This is a genomic window from Xylanimonas protaetiae, from assembly GCF_004135385.1.
Taxonomy (GTDB): Bacteria; Actinomycetota; Actinomycetes; order Actinomycetales; family Cellulomonadaceae; genus Xylanimonas; species Xylanimonas protaetiae.
This window is the reverse complement of the sequence record NZ_CP035493.1, coordinates 3,337,978-3,350,789: the sequence shown is the minus strand read 5'-3', so window position 1 is coordinate 3,350,789 and position 12,812 is coordinate 3,337,978. Positions and strand designations below refer to the sequence as shown.

At 75.4% G+C, this 12,812-nt stretch carries 11 protein-coding genes; 4 read left to right on the top strand and 7 right to left on the bottom strand.

Going from position 1 to position 12,812, the window contains the following annotated elements; genetic code table 11:
- Positions 1–6: 6 nt before the first annotated feature.
- The 3 genes from ET471_RS18700 to ET471_RS15535 are packed head-to-tail and all read left to right on the top strand — an operon-like array spanning position 7 to position 5,418.
- Entirely contained in the window at positions 7–915 is a 909-nt protein-coding gene (locus ET471_RS18700; RefSeq protein ID WP_129189786.1) for an isochorismatase family protein, read from the top strand.
- 31 nt (positions 916–946) lie between these two features.
- Positions 947–4,816: a non-ribosomal peptide synthetase gene (locus tag ET471_RS15540; RefSeq protein ID WP_165350514.1), complete on the top strand. Its 3,870-nt coding sequence runs from the start codon at positions 947–949 to the stop codon at positions 4,814–4,816.
- The gene (locus tag ET471_RS15535) at positions 4,813–5,418 is read left to right on the top strand and encodes a 4'-phosphopantetheinyl transferase family protein (protein ID WP_129189782.1); all 606 of its coding nucleotides are present in this window, start codon (positions 4,813–4,815) and stop codon (positions 5,416–5,418) included. Before ET471_RS15540 ends, ET471_RS15535 begins: the two co-directional genes overlap by 4 nt.
- Before the next feature lie 64 nt (positions 5,419–5,482).
- On the opposite strand, the gene ET471_RS15530 is transcribed toward ET471_RS15535, so the two are convergent.
- Both ET471_RS15530 and ET471_RS15525 read right to left on the bottom strand, forming a co-directional pair.
- A complete protein-coding gene (locus tag ET471_RS15530) occupies positions 5,483–7,195 on the bottom strand; it encodes an MFS transporter (protein WP_129189780.1) in 1,713 nt (570 codons plus the stop codon).
- Entirely contained in the window at positions 7,192–7,710 is a 519-nt protein-coding gene (locus ET471_RS15525; RefSeq protein WP_129189778.1) for a MarR family winged helix-turn-helix transcriptional regulator, read from the bottom strand. Before ET471_RS15525 ends, ET471_RS15530 begins: the two co-directional genes overlap by 4 nt.
- A gap of 131 nt (positions 7,711–7,841) precedes the next feature.
- Here ET471_RS15525 and ET471_RS15520 point away from each other — a divergent pair, with 131 nt between their 5' ends.
- On the top strand, positions 7,842–8,810 hold the full coding sequence (locus ET471_RS15520; protein WP_129189776.1) for a phosphotransferase family protein: 969 nt from the start codon (positions 7,842–7,844) through the stop codon (positions 8,808–8,810).
- A gap of 12 nt (positions 8,811–8,822) precedes the next feature.
- Here the strand turns inward: ET471_RS15520 and ET471_RS18885 are convergent, their stop codons facing one another.
- From ET471_RS18885 to ET471_RS15495, 5 genes are all read right to left on the bottom strand, one after another.
- Positions 8,823–8,951: a hypothetical protein gene (locus ET471_RS18885; protein ID WP_280949881.1), complete on the bottom strand. Its 129-nt coding sequence runs from the start codon at positions 8,949–8,951 to the stop codon at positions 8,823–8,825.
- Positions 8,952–9,018: 67 nt separating this feature from the next.
- Positions 9,019–10,281, bottom strand: a complete 1,263-nt coding sequence (locus tag ET471_RS15510) for an MFS transporter (protein WP_129189774.1) — start codon at positions 10,279–10,281, stop codon at positions 9,019–9,021.
- A 173-nt stretch (positions 10,282–10,454) separates the two neighbouring features.
- Positions 10,455–11,558 carry an MFS transporter gene (locus ET471_RS15505; protein ID WP_207207284.1) on the bottom strand — a complete coding sequence of 368 codons (1,104 nt, stop codon included), beginning with the start codon at positions 11,556–11,558 and terminating at the stop codon, positions 10,455–10,457.
- Positions 11,559–11,686: 128 nt separating this feature from the next.
- Positions 11,687–12,286: a PIN domain-containing protein gene (locus ET471_RS15500; protein WP_129189771.1), complete on the bottom strand. Its 600-nt coding sequence runs from the start codon at positions 12,284–12,286 to the stop codon at positions 11,687–11,689.
- Positions 12,283–12,726, bottom strand: coding sequence for a helix-turn-helix domain-containing protein (locus ET471_RS15495; protein WP_129189770.1), 444 nt, complete (start codon positions 12,724–12,726; stop codon positions 12,283–12,285). The genes ET471_RS15500 and ET471_RS15495 overlap by 4 nt, the downstream gene beginning before the upstream one ends.
- Between the last annotated feature and the right edge of the window lie 86 nt (positions 12,727–12,812).

Below are 12,812 nucleotides of genomic sequence, written 5' to 3'. Positions count from 1 at the left end.
ACAGACATGGCCATCCCGTCTGGCATCGACTACGCCGCCCCGCTGGGCGACCTGCCCCGCTCGCGCGCCCCCTGGGCGCTGGAGCCGGCGCGCACCGCCGTGCTCGTGCACGACCTCCAGCGCTACTTCCTCGAGCCGTTCGCCCCGGGCTGCCCGGCGCTCGTCGGGGCCCTCGACGCGGCGGCGCGCATCGTCGCCGCCGCGCGCGAAGCCGGCGTGCCCGTCGTCTACACCGCGCAGACGGGCGACCAGGACGGCGCACGGCGCGGGCTCCAGGGCGACCTCTGGGGGCCGGGGATGCGCGCGGTCGCCGAGCACGTCGGCATCGTCGAGCAGGTCGCCCCGGCGCCCGGCGACATCGTGCTCGCCAAGCACCGGTACAGCGCGTTCGCCCTCAGCCCGCTGGCCGAGCACCTGGCCGCGGCCGGGCGCGACCAGCTCGTGATCGTGGGCGTCTACGCCCACATCGGGGTGACGGCGACGGCGCTCGACGCGTTCCAGCGCGAGGTGCGCCCGTTCGTCGTCGCCGACGGCGTCGCCGACTTCGACGCCGCGCGCCACCGGCTGGCGCTGGAGCACGTCGCGTCGTGCTCGGGCGTCGTCACGCTCGCCGCCGACGTCGTCGCGGCGCTCGCGCGGACCGCCCCGACGACCGCCCCGGCGACCGTCGAGCCCGGCGCGGCCTGGGACGCCGTCGTGCGTGAGGCGCTCGCGTCGCTGCTGCCCGCCGCGGGCGTCGACGCCGCCTTCGCGGACGCCGACGCCGACCTGTTCCTGCTCGGGCTGAACTCCCTGCAGGCGTTCGACCTGCTCGACGTGCTGGCCGACAGCGGCGTCGACGTCGACTTCGCGGCCTTCACCCAGCGGGCGACGGTCGCGTTCCTGCGCGAGCAGGGCCGGCTCCTTGCTCACTGACGACGGACTCACTGACGACGGACTCACCGACGTGGGGTTCGCTGCCGCGACGCCCGTCGCCGGCGTCCACGCCGGCGCGTGGCTCGCGCTGACCGCGGCGCAGCGCGGGCTGTTCTTCGCCCACCAGCTCGCCCCCGCGAACCCCTGCTACACGACGGCGGAGGTCGTCGAGCTCGACGGCGCCGTGGACCCGGAGCGGCTGCGGTACGCGACCGCGGCCGCGTACCGCGAGTTCGAGCAGCTCCGCGTCGCGTTCCGGCTCACCGCGCAGGGGCCGCAGCAGCGCGTCCAGAGCCCTCGGGCGCCCGCCCTCCGGGTCGTCGAGGTCGCCGACGCGGCCGCGGCGACCGCCTGGCTGGACGCCGACCTGGCCCGGCCGATGGACCTCGTGGCCGGTGACGTCGCCCGCTCCGCGCTGCTGGTCATGCCCGGCGCGACGTGGTGGTACCACGCCGCCCACCACGCCGTGCTCGACGGGTACGGCGCCCAGCAGCTGCTGCGCCGCGTCGCCGCCCTGTACGACGGCGCCGCCCCGCGCGACCCCGAGGTGACGCTCGCCGAGCTGGTCGCGGCGGACCCGCGGCAGCCGGGGTCCGAGGACTTCTGGGCGGCACGGCTGGCGGCCATGACGGGCACCGCGTCGCTCGCGGGGCGCACCGCACCGCCGGCGGCCCGCGCCGCTCGTCACGCCGTCGACGTCGACGACGCGGTGCAGCACGCCCTGGTCGCCGCCGCGCGCCGGCTCGGGACCACCTGGGCGGACCTGTTCACCGTGGCCGTCGGCACGTACACGGCGCGGATGACCGGGACGCCGAGCGCCCGCGTCGGGATGCCGCTCATGAACCGGTCGCTGCCCGGGACCGGTGCGCTGCCGAGCGCCCGCACCGTGTGCACCGCGATGAACGTGCTGCCCGCCACGGTGCCCGGCACGGGCACCCTCGCCGCGGCGCTCGCCGCCGCGCGCGGCGAGCTCGACGCCCTGCGTGCCCACCCCTTCGAGCGTCAGGAGGACCTGGCGCGGCGCCTCGCCCGGACCAGCGGGGCGCAGCTCTTCGGGACCCAGGTCAACGTGCTCCCCTTCGACCTCGAGCTGCGGCTCGGCGCCGCCGCGGGCACGGTCCGCAACCTCACCGCCGGGCCCGTCGAGGACCTCACGGTCGCGCTGCGGGGGACGCCGGGGCGCGGCCGGCGCGTGCGCCTCGAGATCGACGCGAACCCCGCCCTGTACGACGCGGCCGAGCTCGGGCTGCACGCGGACCGGCTGCTGCACTGGCTGGGCGTGTGCGCCGCGGCCGGCCCGGACGACGACGTCGAGCACCTGCCCCTGATGCCCGAGGCGGAGCGCCGGCTCGTCGTCGCCGCCTTCAACGACACGACGGTGCAGCGGGAGGCGGCCACGCTCGGCCGCCGGTTCCTCGACCAGGCCCGCGCGACCCCGGACGCGACCGCGCTCGTCTTCCGTGGCGAGCGGCGCACGTACGGGCAGCTGCTCGACGCCGCGCGCCGGGTCGCGGCCGGCCTCGCGGCCCGCGGGGTGGGCCCGGGCGACGTGGTCGCGGTCCGGCTCGACCGGAGCCTCGAGCTGTTCGCGGTGGTCCACGGGATCGCGCTGCGCGGGGCGGTCTACCTCCCGCTCGACCCCGACGTGCCCGCCGCGCGCGCCGCGACGATGCTGCGGGACGCCGCGGCGGTGCTCGTCGTGGACGGCGGGTCGGTCCCGGACGCGGCGCCGCTCGTGGAGGACGCCGTGCACGACGACGTCACCACCCCGGCGTACGTGCTGTTCACGTCCGGGTCGACGGGCCGGCCGAAGGGCGTCGTCGTCGGGCACGCCGCGATCGACAACCGGCTCGCATGGATGCAGCACCACCTGCGCCTCGCGCCGGGGCAGCGGGTCGCGCACAAGACGCCCCTCTCGTTCGACGTGTCCGTCTGGGAGCTGTTCTGGCCGCTCCAGGTCGGCGCGACCGTCGTCGTCGCCGAGCCGGGGGCGCACCGCGACCCGCGGGCGCTCGCGGACCTCCTCGTGGGCGAGGGCGTGGGCGTCGTGCACTTCGTGCCGTCGATGCTGCGCGCGCTGCTCGCCGACCGCCCGGCGCGGGAGCGGCTCCGGTCCGGCGTCGTGCGCGCCGTCGTGACGAGCGGCGAGGCGCTCACCGCCGACCTGGTCTCCGGGAGCGTCGCGTGGTTCGGGGTCGCCCCCGTCAACCTGTACGGCCCGACGGAGGCCGCCGTCGACGTCACCGTCTGGGACACCGTGCCGGGCGAGGAGCCGGTGCCGATCGGTCGCCCCGTCTGGAACACGTCGTGCCTCGTGCTCGACGCCGCGGGCGGCCCGGTGCCCGTCGGCGTCACGGGCGAGCTGTGGCTGGGCGGCGTCCAGCTCGCCGACGGCTACGCGAGCCGGCCCGAGCTGACCGCCGAGCGGTTCGTGAGCACGCCGTTCGGCCGGCTGTACCGCACGGGCGACCTCGCGGCCTGGCGGCCCGACGGCGCCCTGCGCTACCTGGGCCGCACCGACGACCAGGTGAAGGTGCGCGGGCAGCGCGTCGAGCTCGGCGAGGTCGAGGCCGCGGTGGCCGGGACGCCGGGGGTGACGGCGTCCGCCGCCGGCGTGGTCGACGGGCAGCTCGTCGTGTGGTTCGTGCCGGAGGACGCCGGCGCCGACGGTGTCGCCGTGGCCCGCGGCGCGCTCCTCGAGGCGGCGCGGCGTGCGCTGCCGCCGTCGTTCGTCCCGACGCACTGGGTGCCCGTCGGCGAGGTCCCGCTGTCCGCGAGCGGCAAGACCGACCGCCGCACGCTGGCGGCCGCCGCGCCGCTCGTCGCCGTCACGGACCACGGGACCGGGCCGGGGGACCTGCTCGAGCAGCGGCTGTGCGCCCTCGTCGCGGACGTCCTGGGGGTCGGCGCCGTGCCGGCCGACGCCGACTTCTTCGACCTGGGCGGCGACTCGCTGCGCGTGCTGCGGCTCCTGGCCGCCGTCGAGGACGACCTCGGGACGACGCTGTCGCTCGCCGACGTGTTCGCCCACCCGTCGCCTGCGGCGCTCGCCCGCCTGCTGCGCGCGGGGACGGGTGGCGACGGGCTCGCGGAGGTGCTCACGCTGCGCCCCGGGACGGCCGCCCGGCCGCCGCTGTTCCTGCTGCCTCCCGCGGGCGGGCTCGGCTGGTGCTACACCGGCCTGCTGCCCGGCCTGCCGCGCGACCTGGCCGTCCACACCGTCCAGGCGCCGGGCGTCCAGGAGGGTGCGCCGGAGCCCGCCCACGACCTGGAGGGCCTGGCCCGGCGGCAGCTCGCCGCCGTCCGGTCCGTCGTCGGGGACGGGGCGTTCCACGTCGCCGGATGGTCGCTCGGCGGGATGGCCGCGCACGCGGTCGCCGCGCTCGCCCGGGCCGAAGGGCAGGCGGTCGGCGCCGTGGTCCTCCTCGACGCGTACCCGTCGGAGCAGTGGTCGCACCTCGCCGAGCCGACCGCCGCCGAGGCGCTGCTCGGCATCCTGCGGCTGGCCGGCCTCGACGCCCCCGTGGGGGTGCCGCTCGACCGGGACGTGGTCGCCACGCTGCTGCGCGGCTCCGGCAGCGCGCTCGCACAGCTGCCCGCGACGGTGCTCGACGGGTGCGTCGCGAGCGTGGTCGAGTCGGCGCGGCTGGTGCGCAGCGGGACGCCCCGCGTGCTCGACGGCGGCCTCACGGTTGTCGTCGCGGGTGCCCCGCGCCCCGAGACGCACCTCGTCCCGACGGCCTGGGAACGGCACGTGACGGGAGAGGTCCGGGTCGTCGCGCTCGACGCGACGCACGGCGACCTGGTCCGCCGTCCCGTCGCCGACGCCGTCGCCGCGGTCTTGGCGGACCGGGTCGCCGCGCACGACAGGGACGCGCGGCCCGCCCGCGCGCCGGCGTGACCGTCGTCCGGTCCCGGCCGGTCGCCGACGCCGAGGACCCGACGCTGCTGACGGGTGCCGAGCGGGCCCGCCGGGACCGGCTGCGCGACCCGCGCGACCGGGCCGCGTACACGGCGGCGCACGTGCTGGCCCGGGAGTGCGTCGCCGAGCTGACCGGGCTGCGGCCCGCCGACGTCGTCCTCGTCCAGCGGTGCCCGGGGTGCGGCGGCGCGGACCACGGCCGCCCGTTCGTCGCCGGGCGCGACGACGTGCATGCGAGCCTGTCCCACGCCCGTGCCGTCGTCGCGGCCGTCGCGTCCTTCGCCCCCTGCGGGATCGACGTCGAGGCGCGCGGGGACCACCCGGCGCCGCGCGGCGCGCTCTCCGGGCGCGAGCGGCGCTGGGTCGAGGGGCAGGACGACCCGGGGCTCGCGTTCCTGCAACTGTGGGTGCGCAAGGAGGCGCTGGTGAAGTGCGGGGCGGGCTCCCTGGCGACGGCCGCGCGGCTCGACGTGCTGGGCGACGATGGGCCCACGGGTGCGTGCGGCCCGTTCGTGCTCCGGGAGTGGCGGGACGCCGCCGCCGTGGGGGCCTGGGCCGTCGCGGAGCACCCGTCCCGGTGAACCCGGCAGGACGGCACGAGGGGCGGCCCGCCGCGTGGCGGACCGCCCCTCGTGGTCGGCGGTGTCAGCCGCGCGCCAGGACCGTCATCGACTCGGCCCCGAGCCGCTGCGGCTCCTCGCCGGGCACGATCAGCAGCACGGGCCGCCGGGCGTCGTGCACGAGGGCCGCGGTGATCGACCCGTCCGCGAACTGCACGGCGTGCCCGCGCGGCGACCTGCCGAGCGCGACGGCGCGCGCCTCGACGGCGTCGGCGTGGGCGGCGAGGACGCGCCCCGCGGTGGCGTGGTCGCCCACCGAGTGCAGCACGAGGCCGGTCGCGGTGACGCCGCGCCGGGCGAGCCGCGCGAGGTGCGCGGAGACGGTCGCCGCCGCGGCGTCCGGCTCCTCGGCGTCGACGGCGAGCTCCTCGACGATCTCGGTCTCGCGCACGTGGACCACCTGGAGCGCGGCGCCCTCGCGCTGTGCCAGCTCGGCGGCGGCGTCGACGATCGCGGCGGCGTCGTCGGTGGCGCCGACGGCGACGATGACGGGCGCGGTCACGGGCGCGGCGGTCCCGACGGGCTCGAGGGACGGCGCGGCGACGTCGGCCTCCTCGGTGCCGCGCTCGGCGGCCTTGACGAACTTGGCGCCGCCGGCCAGGACGGGGATCGCCAGGGCGAAGGCGAGCGCGCCCACGAGGAAGGCGACGGACTGGTTGCTCGCCTCGGCGATCTTGCCCGCGACGAACGGGGCGAGGCCGCCACCGATGAAGCGCACGAAGCCGTACGCCGACGACGCGACGGGGCGCTCGACGGGCGCCACCATCATGACGGCCTGCGTGGTGAGGGTGTTGTTGATGCCGATGAAGATGCCGGACACGATGACGGCGACGATGACGACCGGCGGGTGGTGCACGCCCACGGCGATCGCGACGAGGACGAGCGCGAGCCCGGCGAGGTTGGCGTAGAGCGTCGCGACGGTGCCGAAGCGGGCCTGGAGGCGCGGGGCGCCCCACACGGAGAAGACGGCGAGGAGGATGCCCCAGCCGAAGAACACGAGGCCGAGGTGGTGCTCGTCGAGGCCCATCGGGTACGGCGCGTAGCCGAGCATCGTGAAGAAGCCCCAGTTGTAGAGCACCGCGACGAGGCTCATGACCAGGAGGCCCTTGTGGCTGAGGGCCTTGAGCGGCGCGCTGAGCGACGCCTTCTTCGCGGGGAGCGGCGTCTTGGGCACGAGGACGAGGGTCGCGATCAGGGCGATGGCCATGAGGGCGGCGACGCCGAAGAACGGCCCGCGCCACGAGATGCCGCCCAGGGTCCCGCCGAGCAGCGGCCCGACGGCGATGCCGATGCCGAGCGCGGCCTCGTACAGGATGATCGCGCCGCTGAACCCGCCGGACGCCGAGGCGACGATGACGGCGAGGCTCGTGGCGATGAACATCGCGTTGCCCAGGCCCCAGCCCGCCCGGAAGCCGACGATGCCCTCGATCGACCCGGAGTTCCCCGCGAGGGCGGCGAAGACGACGATGATCGCGAGCCCGGCGACCAGGGTCCACTTGGCGCCGATGCGGCTCGAGAGCCAGCCGACGCCGATCATCGCGATGGCGGTGACGACGAGGTAGCTCGTGAACAGCAGCGAGACCTGGGTGGGCGTCGCGTTCAGCTGCGCGGACAGCGCGGGCAGGATCGGGTCGACCAGGCCGATGCCCATGAACGAGATGACGCACGCGAACGCCACGGCCCACACGGCCTTGGGCTGCTTGAACGGGTTGACGGCTGTCCCGTGGGACGAGCTCATGAAGGATCTCCTTCGTGGTGGGAGTCGTGCTGGGGGGTGGCTGGTGCCTGCCGGACGTGCGGGCCGTCGCCTCGCTCGTCGGCCGCTGCCGTGAGGAGGCGGTCCAGGGCGGGCAGGGCGGCGGCGATCGCGCGCTGGTCGTCGTCGGGGACGAGCGCGAGGACGTCGGCCAGCGCCGTGCGGCGTTCGACGCGGCGCGACTCGAGCACCGTGCGGCCGTGGTCGGTGATCTCGATCAGCACGACGCGCTTGTCCTCGGGCGTCGCGGAGCGTGCCACGAGCCCTTCGTGGTCGAGGCGCGCGACGAGCTGGGACATGGCCGGCTGGGTCACGCCGGACGCCACGGCGAGCTCCGTGAGCCGGGAAGGCCCGGACCGCTCGAGGCGGCTGAGCACCGACACCGTGGTGGCCGAGAGGCCGCCCGCGGCGGAGATCTCGCGCAGCAGGCGCACGACGCGTTCGACGGTGGTGAGCAGCTCGCCGGCCAGGTCGGCGCCCGGCCGTAACTGTTGCATAAGGCGATTATGTATCCCTGGGCGCGCCGAGGCAAGCGGCCGTCCGTCGCGCGGGGTGCGCCTCGCGGTCCACCGTCACCACCGCGTGAAAGCGGGTGCCCCGGGCTCCGGCGCTGTGAGAGGGTCCCGCCATGTCATCGACCGAGACCCCGCCCGCCCGCCGCCGTCCGACCTGGCCGCAGCTGCCGGCACCGGTGCGCGCGGCCGTGGAGGAGCGCCTCGGAGAGCGCGTGACGCGGTGGACCTCGCACGACGGCGGCTACTCCGCCGGCCTGGCGTCGGTGCTCGAGACGGCGTCGGGCGACCGCGTCTTCGTCAAGGCCGTCGACTCCGGCAACGACTTCACGCAGCACCTGTACCGCGAGGAGGCCCGCCGGGTCGCCCTGCTGCCCGACGGCGTCCCGACCCCGGCATTCCGCTGGTCCGCGACGCTCGACGTCGTCGCCGGCGACCCGTGGCAGGTGCTCGCGTTCGACGCCGGCGAGGGGCGGTCGCCGCGCGTGCCGTGGGACGTCGACGAGCTCGGCGCCGTCGTCGAGCTCGCGTCGCGCATCGGGGCGTGCGAGGTGCCCGTGGGCGCCCTGCCCGAGGCGGCCGACGAGCTCCCGCAGGGGCGCTGGGAGGAGCTCGCCGCGCGGACGCACCCCGGGCTGGACACCTTCGACCCGTGGGTCGCGAAGAACCTCGACCGGCTCGCCGGGCTCGCCTCCGGCGCCGCGGACGCCGTGCGGGGTCCCGGCCTCGTCCACGGCGACCTGCGCGGCGACAACGCGCTCGTCGACCACCGCGCAGGGCGGGCGACCGCCGTCGCCGTCGACTGGCCCAACGCCGCGCGGGGCGCCGCGTACGTCAACGTCGTCGGCATGCTGCCTGCGGTCGTGCTCGAAGGCGGTCCCGCGCCGGAGGGCGTGCTGGCCGCGCACCCGCTGCCGCCGGGGACGGACGACGAGGCCGTGACCGCCTTCCTCGCGCTCGAGACCGGCTACTTCCTCAGCTCGTCGCTGCGCCCGCCGCCCCCGGGCATCCCGCACGTGCGGGCGTTCCAGCGTGCCCAGGGCGAGGTGTGCGTGGCCTGGCTCCGGCGTCGGCTGGGGGAGTAGGCGCCGCCGGGCTCAGCCCAGCTTCGCCGGGCCCAGCGCCGAGTTCACCGCCGCCGTGTAGGCCGGGTACCCGGCCGCGTTCGGGTGGAACGGTCCTGCCGGGTCGAGCGGGCCGTTGACCCACGCCTCCGGGGCGTTCACGCCGTGGCCTTCGAAGCGCGCGCGCACGTCGACGTGCTGGAACCCGGCGCGGGCGGCGGCGCCGGGCTTATGCCGGCTCGCCGGCCGTCACCTCGTTCGGTGCGCGCACGTGCTCGAGGTGGCGCTCGGCGGAGCGGGCCGCGGGCCCGATCGCCACCGCCGCGCCGACGACGACGAGCGCGATGATCACCCAGCCCGGGGCGCCGAGGGTCATCGCGAGGAACGTGTAGAGCGCCGGCGCCCAGACCTGCCCGAGCGTGTAGCCGAGCGAGGAGACGCCCTGGTAGTCGCCCAGCCGCTCCGGGTCGGAGAGCTCGGCGACCAGCCCCCACATGCCGGCCGACTGGAAGAGCTCCGCTCCGGTGACGGTCACGTGCCCGAGCCAGACGAGCGCGACGGTGAGCCAGCCGGTGGTGTCGTGGGTGATCAGGATGATGGCGCAGGAGGCGACGAAGCAGGCGGCGCCGCGGTACTGCGCGCGCAGCGACTGCGTGACCGTCGTGACGCCCCGGGCGGCGGCGACCTGGAGGAGGACGGCCAGCACCGTGTTGGTGCCGAACAGCCAGGCCAGCAGCACGCGGGGAGCGTCGGTCTTCTCGACGAGCCAGAGCGGGATGACCGTGTTGAGGAGCACGCCGTGGGTGCCCAGGACGCCGTTGAAGATCGACGTCAGCAGGAACCCGCGGTTGCGCAGCGCGCCGCCCTTCGTGCGGCCCGCGGCAGGAGCCCGCTCGCCGGGCCGCTCGACGACGAGGCGCGGCAGCCGCCAGACCCAGATCGTGTTGCCGACGAGCAGCGCGCCGGTCAGCAGCGGGACCAGCTCCATCGCGACGTCGGAGTCCAGAGCCAGGGCCATGCCGGCGAGCAGCGCGCCGAGCGTGTAGCCGACGTTGCGCGCGGCCCGCATGAACGCCTGCGACGCGACGCGCTGCTCGCGAGGGAAGACGGCGATCGTGTAGGCGTTGCGGCCGGAGCGCGTCGTCGACTCGACGACGCTCATCGCCGCCATCATCAGCAGGAACGTGAGGAAGTCGTTGATCGCGGGCCAGAAGAAGTAGAGCACCGCCTGCGCGGCGGCCGTCACCACCCAGGCGCGCTTGGCGCCCCTCCGGTCGACCCACCGGCCGGTGGGGACCGACGCGAGGAACTGCACGCCCGCGGCGACGGACAGCCCGACGCCGACCTGCTGCGCGGACAGGCCGACGAGCTGGGTGAAGTAGAACGCGGAGCCGGTGAGGAAGGCGCCGTCGCCGAACGCCGAGATGATCGACTGGACGGCGAGGCGGCGGGTGAGGTGGTCGTCGGGCACGAGGCCGCGCAGCAGGGTCAAGACGGACCTTTCGGGAGTATCTTGACGTCAAGATACTGGATGTCTCGCCTGGTCCGGGACGGGATATCGGCCCGCGGGCACCGCGGGGTCAGCATGGCGCCTCCGTCGTGCCCAGGGTGCCGACGGCGGGTGCCGCGGCCGGTAGCCAGGCCGTGACACCCGCCGTCGCGCGCTCAGGCGCCGACTCCCGCGGGGGTGGGGGTCGCCTTCGCTGCGGGCCGGGCCTCGCCGGGGACGGCGTCGGTCGGGATGGTGAGGTCCCGGTCGGCCGTCTCCGGGGCAAGGAGCGACGCGACGAGCGCGAACGCCATGGTGACCGAACCGTAGACGGCGATCGGGACCCACGAGCCGGTGGCCGCCAGCAGCGCCGCGCAGATGAACGGGGCGATGCCGCCGCCGATCACGGCCGAGAGCTCGCGGGCGATCGTGATGCCCGCGTACCGGTAGCGCGACCCGAAGAGCTCCGGGAAGTACGACATCTGGACGCCCACGGCGCCGTAGGCCGCGAACGCGAACCCGAGGAGGGTGGCCACCGCGACCAGGGCGACGGAGCCGGTGTCGAGGAGCGCGAAGTAGACGAAGGGCAGCACGACCCCGACGGCGGCGAGGCCGACGGTGACGGGCTTGCGGCCCACCGAGTCCGACAGGCGGCCCCACAGGAAGGCCGAGCCCATGCCGACCAGGGCGCCGACGAGCTGGATGTTGGTGATGGTCGACTTGGCGAAGAACTGGTCGGCGCCGTCGACCTGCCCGACGACGACCGAGGTGGTCACGAACGTAACGAAGAAGGTCTGGACCGTGTAGGAGTTGGTGTTCGGCCCCCAGTTCATGACGAACGCCCGCAGGATCGTGGGCCAGCCGTGGCGGACGGCCTGGACGAGCGGTGCCTTCTCGCGGTCGACCGCCTCGGCGGAGTCGCGCAGCTCGACGAAGACCGGCGACTCGGCGAGGTGACGCCGCACGAGGAACGCTGCCCCGGTGACGAGGAACGACATCAGGAAGACGACCCGCCAGCCCCAGGCGAGGAACTGCTCGTCGGTGGTGAGCAGCTGCACCAAGGAGAACACCGCCGTGCCCAGGACGGTGCCCGCGGCGGCGCCGACCATGACGGATGCCGACAGGCGCCCGCGGCGGCCGGCACGCGCCGTCTCCGTCAGCAGCGTCGCGGAGCCCGCCTGCTCGGCGCCGGCTCCTGCGCCCTGGAGGATGCGCAGCGCGAAGAGCAGGATCGGCGCACCGGGCCGTACCGGACCTCGCCGAGGCTGGTCTTCTTCCACTGCGGCTTCGAGACGATCTCGCCGCCGACGCACTCACGAGTCGGGATGGTCACGGCGACCTCCTGGTGCTCCACGCGGGTCCGTGTGTGGGTTCCGCTCCTGGAGGTCAGGTGTGCCGGGGCGCGCGGTCAGGTCGGCTTGAGGCGGGCGCGGACCCGCGCGGCGAACCGTGGGCAGTCGGCGGCGTCGAGGGCTTCGTCGAGAGAGCGGCCCTCGCCGCGCGCCCGCCAGTACCTCAGCTGCGCGCGAGTGACGGCGTCGACTGCGGAAGGCGTGACGTTGTCGACCTCGGTGAGGAACTCGTCAGCGGTCAGGGCCCGATAGCCGAGCGTGGCGCGCTGTTTGTCGTCGAGGTTGGTGAAGCCCGTGTCGGCGGTGATGACGAGGTCGATACCGGCCGCGACGGCAGCGGCGTGGACGTGGGCGTCGTTCTCGTCGGCGAGCGGGGACGTGTCGTCGATCTCGTAGTCGACGATCCGGTCGTCGAGCTGTTCGACGATGCGGTCGTGTACGGCTGCGATCTGCGCGCCGGACGCGCGCCGGTACCGGCGGCGGTAGCGGTAGATCGTCTCGGCGATGATGTCTTCCGTCGCCAGGATCGTGAACGCCTCGCCGCCGGTCTCGTTGCGCAGCAAGAACAGCCAGTCGCGCAGCGTCCGCGAGAACAGGATGTTCGCGTCGAGGAGGACCTTCGTCGGCGCGGCCGTGTCGGTCGGTGTCGGGCTCACAGGCCTTCGAGCTCGTCGTCGAGGGCTGCGAGCTCCTCGAACGCGGCGCGCTGCCGGGCAAGCCGGGCGCGACGGAACGCGACGACATCGGACGTCGCGATCCTGTGGTGCGTACCAACCTTCCTCGCGACCAGGTCACCAGCGCCGATCAGACCCATGAGCGTCGGGCGCGAGATGCCGAGCCTTGCGGCCGCCTGCGTGGTGGTCAGCTCCGCGGGTTGGGATGCGACGGTCACGGTGTCGCCGTCGGCGACGGCTTCGAGGACCTGGCCGAGGATCGCGACGACGTCGCTCGGGACCTCCGTGGCGGCATCTCCGGGGACCTCGAGGCGGAGCGCGCGAAGGTCACCGCCGACGCGTGCAATGAACTCCTGGGCGTGGCGCTGCTGCCGCGCGTGCGTCGTGACAGACCTGCGCGCCGGGGGCACCGTGAGGGACATCGTGACTGCTCCAGGGGTGGGGACGACCGTGGCTGCAAGCGTAACCGCAACTGCTCTACAGTTACAAGTGTAGCCGCAGGTCGCTG